We start from the raw sequence: 21,401 nt of genomic DNA, 5'->3' as shown, positions 1-21,401 counted from the left end.
ATTAACTATTATAAGTCAATAAAGGTTGATTTTTCAGAAGAAATTGGAAAAGGGGGATAGCTATAGAAGGGGTGTTTCTTTTGTGATAGACTATGGACTATGTTTTCTTTGTAAGGAAGCAGGTTATTGTACTTTTTTATATGTGGAATTGATTTCATAAGAGATGAAATTAAAGAAGGAGAAAGAAATGAAATTGTTACAGAAAAAAGAAATTTTACTTATTAGTCTTATGTTATTTTCGATGTTCTTTGGAGCAGGGAATCTTATATTCCCACCTTTTCTTGGATATGAAGCAGGAGAACATGTGTGGATTTCATTAGTAGGATTTATTATATCAGCAACAGGTCTTCCTATATTAGGTGTTATCTCTATTGCAAAAGCAGGAAGTTTTCAAACGTTAGCGGGTAGAGTTCATTCTTCATTTGCAATTATTTTTCCATGTATCGTGTATGTATTTATTGGACCTGGGCTTGGTATACCGCGTGCGGGAAGTTTAGCTTTTGAGATGGGGCCAGGTCAGTTACTCCCTGAAGCAGGAAGCGGAGTATTATTGTTTTACACAGTTATTTTCTTTAGTATTGTTTACTGGTTAAGTTTATCACCATCTAAGTTAATGGGTTTGTTTGGGAAAGTTTTAACACCATTATTATTATGTATGATTGCCATTATTTTTATAAAAAGTATGTTTACATCAGTAGGTGGCGTGAAAGAGGCTGCCGGGAATTATGGACAAGCTCCTATGTTTCAAGGATTTTTAGATGGATATTTAACAATGGATGCGTTAGCTGCTTTAATCTTTGGGATTGTTATTGCAAATGCTTTACGTGCAAAAGGTATTGAAGATGATAAAGGTTTAGCAAAATATATGAGTATTGCTGGAATCGGGGCAGGACTATTATTATCGATTATTTATGTCATCCTTGGATATGTGGGGTCAATTAGTGGCTCATTAGGAACATTTGATAACGGTGCGAAAGTGTTAGCACAAGTGATGACCACATTATTTGGACAGGGCGGAGTCGTTTTATTAGGTCTTATTTTTACTATCGCGTGTTTATGTGTTTCAATTGGACTTGTTACGTCTTGTAGTCAATTTTTTGCAAGTGCATTTCCGAAAGTATCTTATAAAGTTTGGGCATTTATAGTAAGCGTTGTTAGTATGATTTTAGCTAATTTAGGATTAACGCAAATTTTAAAAGTATCAGTACCAATTCTTGGATTTATTTATCCAATTGCATTAACGCTTATTATTCTAGGGTTATTCCATAAGTATATGGGAAAGTATGCATACGTGTATGCAGTAACCGTTGGGGTTGTAGCGATATTTAGTGCAATTGATATTTTAAATAAAAATGTAATGATGAATCAGTGGACGTCAGTATTAAAATGCATTCCGTTTTATACAGAAGGTGTTGGGTGGATAGTTCCAGCTATTATAGGCGTGTGTGTTGGTGTCATCGTTAGCATTGTTCTAAATAAGAATAAATGAGTAAAAAGGTGTTTTCCTATTTTGGGAAGACACCTTTCTTTTTTTGGAAAAAATACTATTGAAAATGAATAGACTAAGAGTATGATAAAGATAATTGGTAATATATAGGTTCAATGAGAAGTTACGAATGAGGGGGAGCGTATGAAGAAGGATTTGGATAAGAAAATAGAAGCACTCGAAACGGCAATTGAAACGATTCAAGAAGCACTTGCTGAATTAAAAGTGAAGCAAAGGGAAATAGAAGTAGAGAACGCTCAGCAACATGTTAGTAAGGAAAAGAAAGAATGTATTGAAACGGTAATGGAGGAAAAGCCAAAAGAAGAAATAGTTACGATGAAAGAGCCTGTGCAAGAACATGAGGTAAAACAAGTAGATATATCAGCTTTTAAACCAGAGCCATTTAATATTATTAAGTTTTGTCAGACGTGGTTACCGCGTGTATTTGTCGGTATTATGTTGCTTGGAGTGATCTGGTTATTTAAAGCAGGGGTAGATGCTGGTTTATTAACACCAGCAATACGAATTGTGTTTGGTATCGCATTATCTATCGGTTTGTATTATATAGGAGATATTCAAATTAAAAGAGAGCGGCAGGCGTTAGGATTAGTATTGGTTGGAGGAAGTATTTCGGGGATTGTTTTAACGACGTTTGCGGCACATTATTTGTATGCATTTATTCCGGCAAGTATCGCGTTTCTCTTTAATATTGCATCGGTTATTTTAGGGATTTATTTAGCGAAAAGATATAACTCGGAATACCTTACTATCTTCGTAGCGGTAGGAGCGTTCTTCGTGCCATTCTTGTTAAATAGTACGACTCCTAATCCTTATATTTTCTTTGGATACGAGACGATATTAACACTTAGTTTATTATGGTATGGATTGAAAAATCGTTATAAATACTTATATATGATTTCTTACGCTGTTGCGGCCATTGTTCTTTTTGTCTTCTTTGCTGTTATGTCAATGTTAGTAGAGAACTTGCAAATACAGTTAACGATTGTATATGGTTTGATTCATTTACTATTATTTTGGCATATGTTTACGGAGAGAAGTTTTATACCAGAACCACGTTTGTCGATATTTAGTGCGAATGCAGTTTTCTTTATACTAGCTATTGCCAAAATACCTGATTTTACAACATGGGGATTGATTATTAGTGCAATTGTGCACGTTGCTATGTTTGTGCTTGAGTATAGAAAGAATAGACATTCTACATTTACAAATCTCTTATTTGGTTTCGCGATGGGAGCATTTAGTTTAGCGATTTTATACGAGTATAGTTTAGTGAATGCAGCGATCGCACTATTATTACAAGGTTTCCTTGGAATGGTTACTTCTATTAAAGGAAAACAACAGATAAAATTGTATGTTAGTGCAACGATTTACGCGATTGGAATGATACAGACGATTTTTAGTCCGTTTGATCAATTTATTTCGGCAGGCTTTGTTGCTCATATTATTTTAATAGGAACATTCTATTATTGCATGAGACAAGCGAAAGAAGTGTTAGCGAGTTTTGGTAAGTATGTGTACTCTATAGCGCTCTACTGGTTAATGGTCATTGTATTTATTACAATCACTAGAATTGGTGAAGTTCTTTCTACAGATGGAAGTATAATTAGCGTATCTGTATCGTTATTATGGATGATATATGCGTTATTTGCAGTTTGGTTTGGCCGTTATAGACAGATGAATGAAATATTATACGCTGGATTAATCGTATTAGTAGTAACGGTAGGGAAGTTATTCCTACTTGACTTACCAGAGGTTTCGATGATGATTAGGGCAGTGTTATTCCTAATCGTCGGTAGTATAGGTATCGTTATTTCAAGAATGTTTTTCTCAAAAGAAGAGAAGTGAAAAGAGGGCAATCCATGTATGGATTGCCTTTTTCATTATTTTTTATTAATCGTTACAGTTTCATTATATTTCGCTGTTGTATTTTGACGTAGACGAAGCGTTGCTTGTCCAGTTGTATTTGAATCAATCTGTACATTTACAACTTTTTCAGCAGAGCCTAAGCTGTTTGTTGTGAAAGAGAAGGCACTACTATATCCAAAAGCAGATGGCCAAGTGCCGTTTGTATTTTGGACTTTAGCCACTTGTGTTCCTCCAGAAGTGAAGATACCTAAAGAATAGTTGTTATAAGTTGTATTAGGTAGTAAGTTGTTTATTTGAATCTTCATTTGGAAAATTTCATTGTTTGGTAGAATGCTAGGGCGTGTAACGACGTAGTCACTTGTTGTTATCGCACCGTTATAACCGTATGAACCTGGTTTGAAAGTATTTGTATTAAACCATTGATAACCTGCATTTGGTGCACTCCAAGGTTCAGGTTGTGGTTCTGTTGATAAGTTTGGCTGTTCAAATGTTTGTAGAGCTGTAGGTGAATCAAGTTGTAAACCATTTACTTGATCTAAACTTGTAAATGTCTCTTTATTCGATAACCAATTTACGATATTTTCTAATAAAATTGCATCGTTTTCTTCTTTATAACCATCGTAAGTTTTCTTTGTTTGACCAGAATCTTCACGAACGTACTTTGGCGTAGCATCTTCAACAGGAGAAGAATCACCAATAAAGGCAGCTTTTCCAAGTCCTACTTTTGCAATTGCAGCATATGGGCCTTCTGCAATACCACCGCCATTATAAACGCCACTATCAACAGCGTTATTCCATTTGGATGGATTTTCTGGAAGATAAACAAGTCCTTTTGCTAGTTTTGGGTCTGTAATTGCTAGAGTAGAACCAGCATGCATTGCTACAGACGAAACACCTTTTGTAATTCCGAAAGATTGTTCAGGTGATACAATTGTTTTCGCTGAAACATCACCAATTGCATTGTAGCGGAAGCGAATACCGAAGTTGTCAGATAGCCAATCAGAGCTTTCTACGCCTTGCATAGCTTGTGAATTTGCTTCTTCGTTAGACATTCCTTTTGCTGGATTATCCCAAGCACCGCGTCTATATCCATTAAATACTTCAGAAGAATCCCAACGATTTTTATTACGATCTGCATTATAATGATCGGCAATGAAGAAGATACTACCGCCATTTTTCACATATTGTAACATAGCATCTTGTTCAGATTTTTTGTAAGGAATATTAGCTTCTGGAACGATAAATACATTGTAGTTTTTTAAATCTTCGTATGTAATAGGTGTTGATTTACGAAGTTCTTTTACATGATATCCGTTTTGGGCAATGCCGTTTCCGAAGTCAGAAAAGCCGCCGTCAATAACCCAGTCAGCTGTCCCAGCAGTTTGACCGTGTGTATTATCGAATAATACTTTCTTCCCATTGTTTTGATTTACAACTTTTGCAGCAATTTCAGGAGCCGGGTCTACAGAGCTTTCGGCATAAGTAGACGGAATATAAGCACTCCCTAGACTAAGTGTGATTGCTGTTGCTAAAGAAAATGTAATCCATTTTTTATTCTTCATAGAAGAATCCCCCTAATAATAAATATATGTGCTTTAATAATGTAATCTATTTTTTGTGTGAAAGAAAGATAGAAAATATTAAATAGTGTAAAGATAACGTTAATTTAATTGAGAAATATTTATGTGAATAATGAAAAAATCCCTTCCTAGCAAATAGGAAGGGATTTTGTGCTTAACTAATTTTTGAATTAGGTGTTTCATCAATCCTATGAAACCCTTTCATGTAATACACGATAGCTAAGCCGATAAGCCAAATTGGGCCGACAATCAATGCAATTCGTGTATCTTCTGAATAGGCCATTATACCTAATACTAATACAAGGAAAGCGAGTGAGAAATATGAGCTTAATGGGTATAAAGGCATTTTATACGATAACTTTTGTTTGTTTTGAGTAGGTAAACTTTTACGGAATTTAATTTGAGCGACTAATATAATTCCCCAAGTCCAAATTGCACCGAAGGTTGAAATGCTAGTGAGCCATGTAAATACCTTCGCAGGTACGAAATAGTTTAATATAACGCCAATGAGTAAAACGATAGCAGTTGCTACAATTCCTTGACTTGGAATGCCATTTTTATTTAAACGACCAAATCTTTCAGGAGCTTTCTTTTGCTGAGCTAATGTAAATAGCATACGGCCTGTACTAAATAAACCACCATTACAAGAAGAAAGAGCTGCTGTTAATACGACAAAGTTAATAATACCTGCTGCTTTTGCGATACCGATTTGCTGGAATGTTAATACGAATGGGCTTCCTTTCTCCCCAAGTTCGTTCCATGGATAAATTGCCATCATAACGAATAGAGCTCCAACGTAGAACAGTAATATTCTCCAAAACACGTTATCAATTGCTTTTGCGAGTGTTTTCTTTGGATTTTGAGCTTCACCAGCTGTAACCCCGATAAGTTCTACTCCAAGGTAAGCGAATAATACCATCTGTAAAGAGAGTAGTAATCCAGAAAATCCATTTGGGAACCAGCCACCATGTGACCAAAGGTTTGAAATACCAGTGGCGATACCACCGTTTCCGAATCCGAATAAAATAATACCAGCTCCGACCACTATCATACAGATAATTGTGACAATTTTAATGAGAGCAAACCAAAATTCAAGTTCTCCAAATACTTTTACCGATAAGAAGTTGAATGCACTCATTAATAATAGAGCGAGTAACGCCCAAGTCCAGCGCGGGATATCTGGGAACCAGTACTGCATGTAAATACCAGCTGCTGTAATTTCAGCCATACAAGTAACAACCCATAAGAACCAGTAGTTCCAACCAGTAATATAACCAGCTAGTGGGCCGATATAATCATATGCATATTTACTAAAAGAGCCGGCAACAGGTTGTTCAATTGCCATTTCGCCAAGCGCTCGCATAATGAAAAAAATAACGAGTCCGGCAATCATATAGCCTAGTAAAATAGAAGGACCAGCTAGTTTGATAGCGGAAGCGGATCCTAGAAATAGTCCAACGCCAATAGCTGAGCCAAGTGACATTAAAGTAATATGTCGTTCTTTTAAACCACGATTTAAAGTTCCGGATTTGTTTGTGTGCTGCATAAGAAGAATCCCCCTTGTAGAGTGAACGATATTTGAATGCGTTTACTAAATATTTAACTATTTCAAATTATAAAACATTTCTATCTGTTATGCTACAAAAATAATCATAATGAACTGTACTACATCTGTACTTGTCAGACTTAAACTTAAACTTAAAATTCGAACTATTAGAGAATATATTGACTCTTCTTTTTATTGATTGTTAAGATTAAGTATTATATTTTCTCACATACTAGTAAGAAAAGAATGTGTGATAATAATTCAGGTGTAGGAAGGGTACATAAGCATGTTTCAATTACAAAAATATAACACTTCTGTGAAGCAAGAGTTTTTAGCTGGCATCACAACTTTTTTTACATTTGCGTATATTCTTGTCATCAATCCAAAAATATTATCTGATGCAGGTGTACCATTTGACCAAGCGTTTACAGCAACAATTATTGCAACCGTTGTTGGAACAGTAGGTATGGCGATTTTCGCGAATTACCCGATTGTTATTGCTCCAGCTATGGGGATGAATGCATATTTTGCTTATTCTGTTGTACAGAAAGCAGAAGGAATTACATATGTAGTTGCCTTTTCAGCTGTATTTGTAACAGGGATTATTTTTCTTTTATTATCTTTTACTTCGTTTAGGCAAAAGTTAATTTTAGCAATCCCTGATAGTTTAAAGCATGCAATTGCAGGTGGAATTGGACTATTTATTGCTTTTATTGGATTGCGCCTTTCTGGAATTATCGTGGATCATCCGTCTAATTTAGTTACGATTGGTGATTTTCATTCTCCAGCCGTTATTTTAACTTTAATTGGTTTAATATTAGCGGCGGTATTAATGGCATTACGTGTGAGTGGTGCGTTATTTATTAGTATGATTGTGACAGGAGTTATCGCCTTCTTTACTGGGCAACTGAAATTTGCTGATAAAATTGTGGCGATGCCTCATTTGCCAGAGGGGAGTATCGTTTCAAACCCAATCAATGCATTTTCAGATGTAATTGAATACGGATTATATGGTGTTGTATTTTCATTTTTACTTGTACTTTTATTCGATACAACAGGTGCATTACTCGGTTTAATTAAACAAGCAGGTTTAATTACAGACAATACAGAGAAACGTTTTGGTAAAGCGTTTATTGCAGATGCAATTGGCGGGACTACGGGTTCTATCTTTGGAACAAGCCCAACAGCAGCGACGATTGAATCATCAGCTGGTATCGCTGCAGGTGGTAAAACTGGATTAACAGGGATTGTAGTTGTTGGTCTAACAATTATAACGGCATTTTTCAGTCCTGTTATTGCTTCTTTATCAAGTGTAGCCGCTATTACAGCTCCTTCATTAATTATAGTAGGTAGTTTAATGGCACAAAGCATTCGAGATATTAATTGGAATGAATTTGAAGATGCGTTACCAGCATTTTTGATTTTTATAGGTATTCCGTTAACATCTAGTATTGCAAATGGAATTGCAATTGGATTTTTAGTATATCCAGTTTTGAAAATTGTGAAGGGTAAAGGAAGTACATCCATTACTATACTTATTTACAATTTTATTTGGATGTCATTTATTCTTATAATATAGATATAGGAAAGTGAGCTTCTTATGAGAGGCTCCTTTTTTGTGTATAATAAAGTGAAACTATAGGCAGTAGTGGAGATTTATCCCCACTGTGCATTAGCCCGCATCAATCGGGATAATGTGGAAATTAAATTGAATTCGTAAAATATAAATTACCTAATGCAATATATATGTTACAATAAAGGTAGAGGAGGAACATGAATGGCTGTAAGTAAAATAAAAGTCGCGCGTGTTCAGTTAGATTTAACACAGCAACAATTAGCAGAAAAAGTAGGCGTTACAAGGCAAACGATTAGTTTAATTGAGAAGGGGAAATACAACCCATCTTTAGATTTATGTTTGAAAATTTGTTATGCGGTAGATAAAACATTGAATGATTTGTTTTGGGAGGAAAAGGAGTGATAGGGTGAAAATCGTGAAAGATGAACGTTTAATGATTGAGGGGTTAAAACACATTAGGTTAGTTTTCATCTTACAAAATATCATCATACTAGGTATTGTTTTTTACCGTTATGTTTTGCAAGGAGCAGGATATGAAAGTGTTTCGGATCTATTAATGGTATTTATGGGCGGAATCATAGCCATTAACTTCTTAAATTTAAAACATTCTGTAGAGGCATATGAGCATACAGGTGGGGTATCACGTAGCTATTTCATGAAATTATTATTCATTCCGGTAGGTATTGTTATTGGACTGTTAGCTATTTGTATTATTGTAACACCGGATATTTCGATAAAAGAAATCAGTATAACAGCACTTATTATGTTTGCTTGTTTTTTAGTTCCTAGTTTATTTATCTACATATATATGAAAAAGATAAAAAGTGAAGATTGAAATATAAGAAAAGCTTTCCCGTATTGAGGAAAGCCTTTCTTATATCTTTTTATACAGTACTTTATGAAGGCCAATTGGTTCAATTTCAAAGATTTCACCATGTTCGCGAAAGCCTAATCTTTTGTAATAGTCAGCTACAGTAATTCGGCCATTACACCATAGGATGTTTGCCTTCCGTTCTTTTAAAATTCGTTCTGCCTTCTGAATTAAGGAGCTTCCAGCTCTTTTGTTTCGAAAGCTAGGTAATGTTGCCATTCCTCGTAGTCTATAATGGATACCATTTTGTAAATCAGGATATATTTCTTTTGAGAAGGAAGCGATGCTAATCAACTCATCGTTTATAAAGGCGCCTAAGTGGAAGGTATCTACTTCGTAATCGGAAGGATATTTACAATCTGCTAATAGCTGATTAGGGCGCAAAATTTTCTGACGTAATACGTAAGTTTCAGATCCATCAATATTTTTCACGGTAATCATATTAACATCCTTTCTTATAACCCTTTTTCTATAAGTTGTATAAAGAAGTATGCAGGTGCAGCGAGAAGACCGAGTATGCTAGCGGTTCCGAGAAGGAGTGAAAGTAAAAGGCACGAGTATTTAACTCCATTTGATTTTTTCCAACCATAGCTGCAAATTTCAATACTAACACCGATGAGAATAATGGCGACGAGTACTTCCGCTAATAATAAGAGAGCTAAAGTTACAATAGACATAATGTAATCCATCCTCATAATATGTGATAGTAACATTTTACCATATGAAATTTAAAAAATGCCCCTCAATTATGTGAGGGGCGTTTTTTTACTCTAATATGTTTTTTAGTGTATCGATATGCTCTTTTGAACCTGTTACAAGTAATGTATCACCGTGTTGTAGTCTTGTATCACCATGTGGTATTAAAGCTTTATTACCACGGTAGATTTGAATGACTAGTACATCGCCTAAAAACGGAAGGCGGCGAAGTGCAACGCCGTTATATTTATTGCTGCACAGTTCAACTTCGCGTACTGTTTCGTTTGCTGTTGTGATTAAACGAACGAGACTAGGCTTATCAATAAGTGCACGTAATAAAATACGTGTAGAATTAATTGTCGAGAATACAGCGATATGTTCTTGCGTTGCTTTTTCTTGTAGAAGTGGATCTTCTACACTTGCAATAACATGTTCAACACCTAATTCTTTTGCATGTTCTGCTAATAATAAGTTTTGTTCATCGTCACTTGTTGCAACAACGACGCGATCTGCATCAAATGCTGTTTGTTCAGTTAATGATGCGATTGTGATATCATCTAATTTCACGATAGGGAAGTCATGCGATGTCGCTTCCTCATCATTTATTTTGTTTTGACGCATCATATATAGCGTTACGTCATAATCTTCTCGTTTTAAATCTAGTGATAACGGAAGGGTAATTCTGCTCGCGCCAATAATAGCTACTTTTGGTTTTGGCGTTTCTACTTTTGGGAACATTTTTTTAAACAATATCGGTGCAAAAATACAAGTAATAACTGCGCTTAAAATAAGGGAAGCAGATAAACTTGGACTGATGATTCCTAGTTTTTCACCGATTTGTGCAGCTGCAATAACTAAAGAAAGTGTTGATGTTAATAAGATGGCACTTCCTAGTACGATATTGCGTGGATACCATTTTCGTAAGACAAGTGATGGTAAAAGTTTTGAAATAAAGAGTCCTACAATTAAGATTGGGATCATTAACATACTAGAAGGTTCTTTGAAAATAGACCAAACCTCTAGATTTACACCAACCATTACGAAGAAAATAGGGATGAAGAAACCATAGCCGATAGAATCAAGCTTTTCAACCATATCTTCATTTGGTGATAATAATGATACAAGTACACCTGCTAAGAAGGCACCTAAAATATTTTCTGCTCCAACAGATTCAGATAACCCAACTAAGATTAAAATGAGTGCAAAAACAGCTCGTGTATCAATTTGTACACTACCAGCCTTTAAACTATCTAAGTATGGAATGTTTTTAAAGCGTTTTGCAACAAAGTAAATGACAATACCAGCACCGAATAGAAGAAGTAGGAGCCACATACTTTGGCCGCTTTCGGAATTTAATCCGACGAAAACAGCGAGTAAAATCATTGTAACTAAGTCTGCAATAACAGCAACTAATAAAATGATTTGTCCGATTGCAGTTTTTCCTAGGTTGTTTTCTTTTAATGTTGGTACAACAACACCTAAAGAAATAGTTGAAATAATTAAAGTCATGAACATTGCATTATCTACAAATCCTAGCCATACGAATAGTAATGATAGGGCATAAGATAAGATGAAAATAAATAAGAAGATAATGCTTGCTGCTTGGAATGTATTTGGTTCGTTTGTCGTATTTTTTTTCCCTTTTTGTTTAAAGATAGAAAAATCAATTTCTAAACCGCTTAAGAACATGAGGAATATAAATCCTAGTGTTGATAAGACTTGAAGCCACATATCTGGCTCAATAATATTAAACCCACTTTTACCTACAAAGATTCCTGCGATAATTTCTGCAACGACAACAGGAAGTGCTTTTAATTTAAAGCGTTGTAACAAAAGGGGAACGAAAAACGCGATTGCAACGACAACCATAAGTGATAGAACAGAAGTATGATGTTCCATTGCGTTCTCTCCCTTCAAATAAATATAGTACCTATTTAGCCATATAATAGGTAGAAAAGCAACGCATATGGATTCGATTTCATAAAGAAAGACTTTTCTTAAGATTTGTCATAATAAGTATATTTTTCATGATTCTGTTGTTAATTCCGTAATGTGGATGTAATAGGGGAGGAGAATAAAAAAAGACTGCTGAGATTCCTCAGCAGTCTTTTTCATGTACATTACATTGAGAAGAAGATCCATACAGTTAAACCAACTGTTGCAGTTGCAACGAAGAAACTGTATATCATTGTAAGAATTTGAACTCTTCCTTCTCCTTCTTTTAAATGCATGAACATAATTAATTGTAACAAAGCTTGCGCAACAGCCATTATGATAATAGTTGTTAAGACTGTTGAAAGTGGCAATGTTGTGTAAAGTGCCACGTATAGCGCTAGGAATGTTAGTGCAAGCGATAAAATAAATCCGAAAACGTGTGACCAAGGGAATCCGCTATGCGCATGCCCGTTTGCTTGGTTATTATTTTGACCCATTTACGCCACCATCCCGTTCAAGTAAACTAGTGTGTAAATAAAGACCCAAACTAGATCAAGGAAATGCCAGTATAAGCTGATAATGAATACTTTACGAGCTGTAACTGGTGTTAAACCTCGTTTTAAAATTTGGATAATAACACAAGTTGCCCAAATGATACCGCCTGTTACGTGGGCTCCGTGCGTTCCAAGAAGAACGAAGAATGCAGATAGGAAAGCACTTGTTTGAATTGTTGCGCCTTCACCGATGTACATAATGAACTCTTCGATTTCAAAGAATAGGAAACCTGCACCTAAAAGTAATGTAAGGATGAACCATCCAAGCATTGCTTTTTGGTTGTGCTTACGCATTTCGTGAATTACGATACCACATGTGAAACTACTTGTTAAAAGTAGTAATGTTTGAATTAAAAGCGTTTTAAGTTCAAATAGTTGCGCTGGAGTTGGGCCATCTGCCGTACGACCAGCAAGGACTAGATAAGAGGCGAAAAGTGTTGCGAACAGCATAATTTCAGCCCCAAGAAAAATCCAGAATCCTAGGATATTCAATCTGCTTTGTTCGGATTGATATTCCAAAGGTAAGCTTTTATCTAAAGCCGCCATGTCATTTCACCTCTCATGCTATATGTTCTGTTTCTTTAATTTCATCAACACTTACGTAGTAACCATCGTCATAATCGAATGAACGATAGATTAAGCAAGCTAAAATACCAATACCACCGATTGCTGCAAGCCAGAACCAGCTAAATACTAATGCGAAACCTGCAAGACCGAAGAATCCAGACGCAATAATAGGCACACCAGAGTTACTTGGCATGTGAATTGGTTTGATATCTTCTGCAGCTGGTGTAACTGTTTCTCCGCGTTTTTTCATGTACCAGAAAGCATCAGCTTCTTTGATTTCAGGAAGTTTCGCGAAGTTGTAATGTTGTACAGGAGATTGAGTTGCCCATTCAAGTGTACGGCCATCCCATGGATCTCCAGTTGTGTCACGTTCACCGTGACGTGCACTCCAAATTACGTTGTAGCAAAGAAGTAGGAAGCCGATACCCATCATTACCGCACCAACTGATGCGATTTGGTTTAGCCATCCCCATCCAAGACTTTCAGAGTAAGTGTACATACGACGAGTCATACCGTCTAAACCTAAGAAGTACATTGGGAAGAAACAGATGTTGAATCCGCTCATAAAGATCCAGAATGTCCATTTACCTAGGCGTTCATTTAACATATGACCAGTCATTTTTGGATACCAGAATGTGAATCCAGCAAGCATAGCGAATACTGTACCTGCGATTAATACGTAGTGGAAGTGAGCGATTAGGAAGTAGCTGTTATGGTATTGATAATCAGCTGCTGCCATTCCAAGCATAACCCCTGTAACCCCACCGACTACGAAGTTTGGAATAAATGCCAATGACCAAAGCATTGGAACTGTAAAACGGATACGTCCTTTATACAGTGTAAACAACCAGTTAAAGATCTTAACACCGGTTGGAATCGAAATCGCCATTGTCGAAATCGAGAAGAATGAGTTAACCGCTGGACCTGCACCCATCGTGAAGAAGTGGTGAAGCCATACGACGAAACTTAGTAAAGAAATTGCAACCATTGAGTATACCATCGCACTGTAACCGAATAGACGTTTACGTGAGAATGTACTAATGATTTCAGAGAAAATACCGAATGCCGGTAAAATAACGATATATACTTCAGGGTGACCCCATACCCAGAACAGGTTGGCCCATAACATCGGCATACCGCCGCTCGCCATCGTAAAGAAGTGAGCATCGAATAGACGGTCAAATGTCATTAATGCAAGAGCAACTGTTAATACTGGGAAAGCGAAAATAATGATAATTGTTGTAATTAAGATTGACCAAGTAAACATTGGCATTCTCATTAAAGTCATACCAGGTGTACGCATTTTTAAGATAGTAACAAGGAAGTTAATACCGGTCATTAGCGTACCGAGACCTGAAATCTGTAATGCAATTGCGTAGTAGTTATTTCCTACGCCTGAAGTAAACTCTGTACCTGCCATTGGGAAGTAAGAAGTCCACCCAGCGTCTGGAGAACCACCGATTACGAAAGCGATGTTGAATAACATTGCTCCGACAAAGAATAACCAGAAACTTAAAGCATTTAAGAACGGATATGCAACGTCACGAGCACCAATTTGTAATGGTACTACAAGGTTCATTAATCCCATAACGAATGGCATTGCCATGAAAAGAATCATTACTGTACCATGCGTTGTAAAGATTCCGTTATAGTGTTCAGCGTTTAAATAAGTTGTTTCTGGGAATGTTAACTGTGCACGGATCATTAAACCATCCATACCACCACGGAATAACATGATAACCGCAGAAATAATATACATGGCTCCGATTTTTTTATGGTCAACAGTTGTCAACCATTCGTCCCAAAGCCATTTCCATTTTTTATACTTTGTTAGTACGAAAATGATTGCTAATGTCACAAGAACGATAGAAGCGTCTGCACCGTAAATAATCGGGTCACCTGTGACAAAGAATTCATCAAGCTTCACTGTGTTCACTCCAATCTGTTGGAATAATAGCTATTATTTTTTGTTTTTGTAGTAGTTGTAATCACAATATTCAAGTGATTTTGGATCTACATAACTTAAGTGGTGACTAGAGAACGTCATGCGTCCAACTACACCAGGTTTAATAATTTCGTTGTATTTCTGTTCTGTTAACTTATCAGCAGTTTGTTGTACTTCTTTAACCCACTTGTCATATTTCTCTTTAGTTTTCGCTTCAACTTCGAACTCCATGTGAGTGAATCCTTCACCAGAGAAGTTCGCACTACGACCTAGGTAAGAACCTGGCTTATCAGCTTGTAAATAAAGATCCATAATCATGCCATCCATTGTGTACTTCATACCACCAAGTTCTGGTACCCAGAAAGCATTCATTGGGCCGACAGAAGTCAGTTTGAATTGAATTGGTACACCAGCGGGGATGTTTAAATAGTTAACGGTTTCAATTTTTTCCTCTGGGTAACTGAATAACCATTTCCAGTTTGCAGATGTAACATAAATTTCAACTGGTTTAATATGTTTGGACTCTTTCGGAACCTCTTCCGAAGCATAAGTTGCTTTTACCGTTGGAATCGATAATGCGATAACGATAATAACAGGAACAAGCGTCCAAATAATTTCTAATAATGTGTTACCGTGTTGTTCAGGTGGCTCATAGTCCATATTCTCTGGTTTTTCACGATAACGAATCAAGATGACTGTAAACAGGATGAATACAATTGCGATAATTAATGACATAAGCAAGAATGACCAAACAATTAAATCATACTGTGCTTTTGCAACAGGTCCTTGCGGATTTAATACTGCGAGTTTTTTATCACAGCCACCGAGGAACAGAAGTAATGATAACGGAAGAAGCGAAGCCAACTTCCAAAACGCTTTCTTTAGTTGCACGATTGAAAATCTCCTTTCTCCTTGGATTGAAACTATGCCAATAAAACAATATAAACCTATTAATTTATAGAAGGCAATAGTTTTTGATATATTGTTAAAAAATAGACACAAATGCACACTTTTTACGGTGAATATCATTTGTAACTTGATTACATTGTAAACTATTTTCCAGAGAAAAACGTGATTGTGAAAATTTTAAGATAAATAAAGTTATACCAGGATATCCAAGAAATAGAAAAAAGCTATCTTATCATAAGAAAGATAGCTGAATATTTTGTAAATTTAGTTTATTTCTCGTGTGATAGTTCGTTGCTGTTCAAATGTGACAACTTTTTTGTATTTAACTTGGTATAAAATGTAACAAATAATCATAAATGGAATGCCGCAATAAAGGGCAATTCTTTGATCTGGAATGAAAGCCAAACTAACAAATGTAATAAAATTGAGTGAGAATGCTACGATTGGCACTAATGGATAAAGTGGTGTACGATATTTTAAATCATTGATGTTGCCACCATTTTTCACGAAATTTCTACGGAAGAAAAACTGTGAAGCGGCGATTGACATCCAAACGACAACGGCAGCCATTGCTGCAATAGATGTTAAAACTAGAAAGACAGTATCTGCCGCAAATACACTTGTTAATAAGGAAAGACTTGCAAAAATCAGACTGAAAATTAATGCATTTAGCGGTACACCTTTTTTAGTTAACTTTGTAAAAGATGGACTTGCCATTCCTTGTTTTGCCATTGCCCAAAGCATACGAGAATTTGCGTATAGACCAGAGTTAGCTACGGATAATACAGCTGTAATAATAACAAAGTTCATTATGTCTGCTGCGTATGGAACACCAGCCACATCAAATACAAGTACAAATGGACTTTCGACTAGATTAGCCTCTTGCCATGGGAGTAAACCTACAACAACTGATATTGCTAGGACGAAGAAGAAAAGAGTTCGCCAAATTGTATTTTTGATTGCTTTTGGAATTGTTTTTTCAGGATTTTCACTTTCTCCTGAAGCAATTCCGATTAATTCTGTCCCTTGGAAGGAGTAATTTACTGTAATCATCGTAAGAAGAACAGCTAATGCACCGTTTGGAAATAATCCACCATTTTCAGTGAAATTGTGAAGCATTGGAGCTGGCTTTCCATTAAAGTCTAGTAGACCGAACATAACAGCACCACCAAGTACGATGAAAACAACAATTGTCGCGACTTTTACACTTGCGAACCAAAACTCTGCTTCTGCATATGCTTTTGCCGATAAAGCGTTTACAAGGAAGAGTGCTGCTGCAAATGTAACACACCAAATCCACGAAGAAACGTCTGGAAACCAACGTTTCATTAAAATACTTACAGTTGTTAACTCTACGCCAACTGTAACAGCCCAATTTAACCAATACATCCAACCGACAACAAATCCAAAACCAGGTGAAATAAATTTGCTTGCGTAGCTCTGGAATGAACCTGCTTCTGGCATAGCAACGGATAATTCACCGAGACATAACATCGTTAAATACATAACAAATCCACCGACTAAAAATGCAAGAATAGCACCACCAGGTCCAGCGTTATGAACGATTTGACCAGATCCCATAAATAGTCCGGTTCCGATAACACCACCGAGTGCGATCATGAATAGGTGTCTACTTTTCATTGTTCGTTTTAAATCTGTTTGTTCAATTTGTTGATTCATCTGCCCCTCACCCCGTATTTTCTTGAATGTGTGAACTTCGTTTTATTCTGAGTTTTTAATCATTAGTGGGGGATGTGACACATACTCAGTTTATTTGCTATGAAATGAATGGAGTATGTAAAAAACGAACTATGACTAAATACTCTAAGAATTTTCATTAACAAGGTGATATCTTCACTATGTTAATAATTTTGATTTTAGCAAAATGTTTCGAAAAAGTATATTGTTTTTTCTTTTTATTAAAAATAATTAGAATTTTATAACGATAAAAATGCGAATAATGATTCACAGAATCTTTCTAGCAAACTAGTAAGAAGAAGGGTACAATGATAAGAGTTGTGTCTGTAAAATAATAATTAATGGAGTTTTGTTTATAATGAAAAAGTTAAAGTATCTTTTTGTTTTTGGGATTATACTTGCTGCTGCGTTTTTTATAGGGAAAGATAAAATTATACAAAAGGCGCAAGTTTTACGCTTAGAGTTTCTATCTGAAATGAAAGAAGCGGCTATGATTGAAGATGTTCCGTTTATTAAACAATTACCAGAGTTACCTCGAGGATGTGAAGTGACAAGTTTAGCTATGTTGTTGCAATATAAAGGTGTACAAGTAGATAAGATGCAACTTGCTAGCGAAATCCATCGTGTTCCATTTGAACAAAATGGTTTGCGTGGAAATCCTTACGAGGGATTTGTGGGAAATATTTATACGAAGGCTGAACCTGGATATGGTGTATACAATAAACCGATTTTTGATTTAGCAGAAAAGTATGTTCCTGAAAAAGTAATTAATTTAACAGGTAGAGACATGCAAGATATATATAAAGTAATTAGTTCTGGCTCTCCGGTCTGGGTCATTATTAATACGACGTTTAAGCCGCTAGCTGAAAGTAGTTTTGAAACATGGAATACGAGTTCGGGCGAAGTGAAAATTACATATTATGAGCATAGTGCAGTAGTAATTGGATATGATCAAAACTTTGTATATGTAAATGATCCTCTAAAAAATAATCCGCGGTTGGCTGTTCCACGAGCAGAATTTGAGAAAGCTTGGGAGCAAATGGGGAACCAAGCTATTACTATACTATAAAAATAAAAAGTCATCTTTTGATGGCTTTTTATTTTTAAAATACAAACATTGAAAATTCAGAAGATTCTTTTAAAAGTTAACAATTCACGTTATAATAACATTTAACTTGGTGAAGAAGGGGAGAAGAGAAATGGATGTTGCAAAGGAACTTGTTTTGTCAAAGAATCAATTGATTGAGTGGAGAAGGCATTTTCATAAGTATCCAGAGTTATCTTTTCAAGAAGAAAAAACATCTCAATTTGTATTCGATATACTTCGAAACATCCCGCATTTAGAAGTCTCAAGACCTACTAAATATAGTGTAATGGCAAAGTTGATCGGTAAGAATCCTGGTAAAACAATTGCGGTTCGTGCGGATATGGATGCTCTTCCTATTCATGAAGAAAATGATTTTGATTTTATTTCCACATATAAAGGTGTGATGCACGCGTGCGGTCATGATGGACATATGGCGATATTACTTGGAGTTGTACATAAGTTAGTGGAAGAAAGAGAGAAAGTTAAAGGGGAGATTCGCTTTCTGTTTCAGCATGCAGAAGAAAATTTCCCTGGTGGTGCAGAAGAAATGGTTGCGGCAGGGGTAATGGAAGGTGTGGATTACATTATCGGTGCGCATCTTTGGGCTGCGTTAGAAACGGGGAAAATTGGTGTGACGTATGGTCCGGCAATGGCTGCACCGGATGTTTTTAAAATTACAATAGAGGGAAAAGGTGGACATGCTGGAATTCCTCATGAAACAGTGGATAGTATTGCAATCGGAACACAAGTCGTTTCGCATATTCAACAAATTGTATCTCGCCTCACGAATCCATTAGATCCTCTCGTAATATCTGTTACACAATTTCATGCGGGGACAACTCATAATGTAATACCAGAGCAAGCGGAGATTGAAGGGACAGTGAGAAGTTTAAGACATGAATTACGAGGTGAAACAGAAGAGAAAATTAAGCGGATTGTGAAGCATATTACAGAATCTTACGGAGCGAAATATACGTTTTCTTATGAATATGGATATCGACCAGTTGTAAATGACTATGAAGTTACAGAGCTTATTGAACAGACGGCACTACAGCTTTATGGAAGAGAGAGAGTTGTTCGTTTACAGCCGACGATGGCTGGGGAAGATTTTTCAGCGTTTTTACAGAAGGCGCCAGGGACATTCTTTTTTATCGGAGCAGGAAATAAAGAGAAAGGTATTATATATCCTCATCATCACCCTCGTTTTACGATTGACGAAGATGCATTACCAATTGGAGTGGAAGTCTTTGTATCATCCATTATGAATTTTATAAGTAAAGGAGAATGAGATGAAGAAAATACACGTACTAGCGCTTATTCCAGTTCTTTGTTTAGTAGTTGGGCCAATATTTGCGAATTCAGTTACTCCTTACGTATTAGGGATGCCGTTTTTATTATTTTGGGTATTATTATCAGTGTTTATTACGTCTCTTTGTATGGGAATTGTGTACGTATTTGATCCTGCTAATAAGGGGGATGTAAAATGACGGCATTACTTATCATTATTTTATTTTTGTTTCTCGCACTATTTTTGGGGATTCGGGCACAACATGGAAAAGATATGAATTTAGAGCAATGGTCAGTTGGGGGAAGAGGATTTGGCACTATTTTTGTTTTTCTCCTTATGGCAGGTGAAATTTATACGACGTTTACATTTTTGGGAGGAAGTGGCTGGGCGTATAGTAAAGGAGCACCTACTTTTTATATTTTAGGATATGGCGCTTTAGCTTATCTTTTATCGTATTTTTTATTACCACCAATCTGGAAGTATGCGAAAGAGCATAACCTTGTTTCGCAGTCGGATTTTTTTGCAAAGAAATATAGAAGTAAAGCGCTTGGACTTATTGTTTCAATTGTTGGTGTTGTTTCCATCATTCCATATCTTGTTTTACAGTTAAAGGGACTGGGAATTATCGTTTCAGAAGCTTCTTACGGAAGGGTGTCACCTGTTGTTGCAGTATGGATCGGTGCTATTGTTATAACTATATATGTAATGGTTTCAGGTATACACGGTTCGGCTTGGACGGCCGCTTTAAAGGATATTATGATACTATTTATTGTTATGTTTTTAGGTATATATTTACCGTATCACTATTATGGAGGGTTTCAGCCGATGTTCGAAGCTGTAGAAGCAGCGAAACCAGGTTTTTTATCTTTACCTGAAGAAGGAATGAGTATTTCTTGGTTTGTTTCTACTATTATATTAACGGCCCTCGGTTTCTATATGTGGCCCCATACATTTGCTTCTGCTTTTTCTGCAAAAAATGAAAAAGTATTTCGTAAAAATGCAGCAATTATGCCGCTGTATTCTCTAGTCTTACTTTTTGTATTTTTTGCAGGGTTTGCTGCTATACTACAAGTTCCTGGGTTAAAAGGAGCGGATGTAGATCTTTCGTTATTCCGTCTTGCTTTACAAACTTTTGATCCATGGTTTATTGGAATTATTGGTAGTGCGGGAGTATTAACGGCATTAGTTCCAGGATCTATGCTTGTTATGGCGGCTTCTACATTGTTAGCGAAAAATATTTATCGAACAATCCTTCCATCTTCTTCAGATAGACAAGTTGCGAAAGCCGCAAAGTTATTTGTACCTGTAGTAACGCTCGTAGCAGTTTTATTTACATTTAAAGGAGGAGAAACAATAGGAGCTCTTCTTTTAATGGGATACAGTATTGTTACACAACTTTTCCCTGCACTTGTTTGTAGTTTGTTTCCGCGCCAGATTATTACGAAGCAAGGGGCGATTGCAGGAATGGGAATGGGATTATTAGTTGTTGCGTATATCACTTTATCAGGTTCTACTATAGCTACGATGTTTCCAAGTTTTCCACAGTCTATAAAAGATTTAAATGTAGGTATAGTCGCATTGTTAATGAATATAATGGTGATGTTTGTAGTGAGTGGGTTTACGAAAAGTGTATCCGTAAAGAATGACAATATAATAGTAGAAAAGTAATTCGTGTATTAGAGCTATCTTTGAAAAGAGATAGCTCTTTTTTGTATATATTTTCTTCTATTAGCGGAATCTAACTAAAAACTTGTTGAAAAGGAAGTTAGGTGGGGG

Annotated in this window: 18 protein-coding genes and 1 pseudogene; 9 read left to right on the top strand and 10 right to left on the bottom strand. The window is 36.1% G+C overall.

The genetic code is table 11. The features are described 5' to 3' along the window. Positions 1-187: 187 nt before the first annotated feature. Together brnQ1 and COK05_RS28650 are read left to right on the top strand one after the other, a co-directional pair. A complete protein-coding gene (gene brnQ1, locus COK05_RS28655; RefSeq protein WP_098615226.1) occupies positions 188-1,489 on the top strand; it encodes a branched-chain amino acid transport system II carrier protein BrnQ1 in 1,302 nt (433 codons plus the stop codon). A gap of 141 nt (positions 1,490-1,630) precedes the next feature. After that, entirely contained in the window at positions 1,631-3,352 is a 1,722-nt protein-coding gene (locus tag COK05_RS28650; protein ID WP_098615225.1) for a DUF2339 domain-containing protein, read from the top strand. 35 nt (positions 3,353-3,387) lie between these two features. On the opposite strand, the gene COK05_RS28645 is transcribed toward COK05_RS28650, so the two are convergent. Beyond that, positions 3,388-4,935 carry a DNA-binding protein gene (locus COK05_RS28645; protein WP_098615224.1) on the bottom strand — a complete coding sequence of 516 codons (1,548 nt, stop codon included), beginning with the start codon at positions 4,933-4,935 and terminating at the stop codon, positions 3,388-3,390. A 172-nt stretch (positions 4,936-5,107) separates the two neighbouring features. After that, positions 5,108-6,499, bottom strand: coding sequence for an amino acid permease (locus COK05_RS28640; RefSeq protein ID WP_098615223.1), 1,392 nt, complete (start codon positions 6,497-6,499; stop codon positions 5,108-5,110). Positions 6,500-6,785: 286 nt separating this feature from the next. Here COK05_RS28640 and COK05_RS28635 point away from each other — a divergent pair. From COK05_RS28635 to COK05_RS28625, 3 genes and pseudogenes are all read left to right on the top strand, one after another. Continuing rightward, positions 6,786-8,073, top strand: a pseudogene (locus COK05_RS28635) (NCS2 family permease). A 203-nt stretch (positions 8,074-8,276) separates the two neighbouring features. Further along, on the top strand, positions 8,277-8,477 hold the full coding sequence (locus tag COK05_RS28630; RefSeq protein ID WP_000301182.1) for a helix-turn-helix transcriptional regulator: 201 nt from the start codon (positions 8,277-8,279) through the stop codon (positions 8,475-8,477). A gap of 4 nt (positions 8,478-8,481) precedes the next feature. After that, the gene (locus tag COK05_RS28625; protein ID WP_098615222.1) at positions 8,482-8,910 is read left to right on the top strand and encodes a hypothetical protein; all 429 of its coding nucleotides are present in this window, start codon (positions 8,482-8,484) and stop codon (positions 8,908-8,910) included. A 39-nt stretch (positions 8,911-8,949) separates the two neighbouring features. On the opposite strand, the gene COK05_RS28620 is transcribed toward COK05_RS28625, so the two are convergent. From COK05_RS28620 to COK05_RS28585, 8 genes are all read right to left on the bottom strand, one after another. Continuing rightward, positions 8,950-9,387 carry a GNAT family N-acetyltransferase gene (locus COK05_RS28620; protein WP_098615221.1) on the bottom strand — a complete coding sequence of 146 codons (438 nt, stop codon included), beginning with the start codon at positions 9,385-9,387 and terminating at the stop codon, positions 8,950-8,952. A gap of 14 nt (positions 9,388-9,401) precedes the next feature. Further along, positions 9,402-9,659 (bottom strand): DUF4022 family protein, encoded by a 258-nt coding sequence (locus tag COK05_RS28615; protein WP_141539291.1) that lies wholly within the window; start codon positions 9,657-9,659, stop codon positions 9,402-9,404. A 52-nt stretch (positions 9,660-9,711) separates the two neighbouring features. Beyond that, positions 9,712-11,541 (bottom strand): monovalent cation:proton antiporter family protein, encoded by a 1,830-nt coding sequence (locus COK05_RS28610; RefSeq protein WP_098615220.1) that lies wholly within the window; start codon positions 11,539-11,541, stop codon positions 9,712-9,714. Between the two features lie 221 nt (positions 11,542-11,762). Continuing rightward, complete coding sequence (qoxD, locus tag COK05_RS28605) at positions 11,763-12,074, bottom strand: cytochrome aa3 quinol oxidase subunit IV (RefSeq protein ID WP_000531386.1); 312 nt, start codon at positions 12,072-12,074, stop codon at positions 11,763-11,765. Further along, complete coding sequence (gene qoxC / locus COK05_RS28600) at positions 12,075-12,677, bottom strand: cytochrome aa3 quinol oxidase subunit III (RefSeq protein ID WP_000729314.1); 603 nt, start codon at positions 12,675-12,677, stop codon at positions 12,075-12,077. A 13-nt stretch (positions 12,678-12,690) separates the two neighbouring features. Continuing rightward, positions 12,691-14,625, bottom strand: coding sequence for a cytochrome aa3 quinol oxidase subunit I (gene qoxB / locus COK05_RS28595; RefSeq protein ID WP_016083499.1), 1,935 nt, complete (start codon positions 14,623-14,625; stop codon positions 12,691-12,693). Positions 14,626-14,658: 33 nt separating this feature from the next. Further along, a complete protein-coding gene (locus tag COK05_RS28590; RefSeq protein ID WP_001176166.1) occupies positions 14,659-15,534 on the bottom strand; it encodes a cytochrome aa3 quinol oxidase subunit II in 876 nt (291 codons plus the stop codon). Between the two features lie 282 nt (positions 15,535-15,816). Next, a complete protein-coding gene (locus tag COK05_RS28585; RefSeq protein WP_098615219.1) occupies positions 15,817-17,232 on the bottom strand; it encodes an amino acid permease in 1,416 nt (471 codons plus the stop codon). Positions 17,233-17,608: 376 nt separating this feature from the next. On the opposite strand from COK05_RS28585, the gene COK05_RS28580 reads away from it, so the two are divergent. The 4 genes from COK05_RS28580 (at position 17,609) to COK05_RS28565 (ending at position 21,293) form a co-directional block, all read left to right on the top strand. Beyond that, positions 17,609-18,319: a C39 family peptidase gene (locus tag COK05_RS28580; RefSeq protein ID WP_098615218.1), complete on the top strand. Its 711-nt coding sequence runs from the start codon at positions 17,609-17,611 to the stop codon at positions 18,317-18,319. A 130-nt stretch (positions 18,320-18,449) separates the two neighbouring features. Further along, positions 18,450-19,625 (top strand): amidohydrolase, encoded by a 1,176-nt coding sequence (locus tag COK05_RS28575; protein WP_098615217.1) that lies wholly within the window; start codon positions 18,450-18,452, stop codon positions 19,623-19,625. A gap of 1 nt (position 19,626) precedes the next feature. Beyond that, complete coding sequence (locus tag COK05_RS28570; RefSeq protein WP_098615216.1) at positions 19,627-19,824, top strand: DUF3311 domain-containing protein; 198 nt, start codon at positions 19,627-19,629, stop codon at positions 19,822-19,824. Beyond that, entirely contained in the window at positions 19,821-21,293 is a 1,473-nt protein-coding gene (locus COK05_RS28565; protein WP_098615215.1) for a sodium:solute symporter family protein, read from the top strand. Before COK05_RS28570 ends, COK05_RS28565 begins: the two co-directional genes overlap by 4 nt. Positions 21,294-21,401: the final 108 nt, after the last annotated feature.

This window comes from Bacillus cereus, assembly GCF_002567495.1.
GTDB lineage: Bacteria > Bacillota > Bacilli > Bacillales > Bacillaceae_G > Bacillus_A > Bacillus_A cereus_AQ.
Note: the sequence above shows the minus strand (reverse complement) of the source record. Positions and strands in the feature narration are given on the sequence as shown.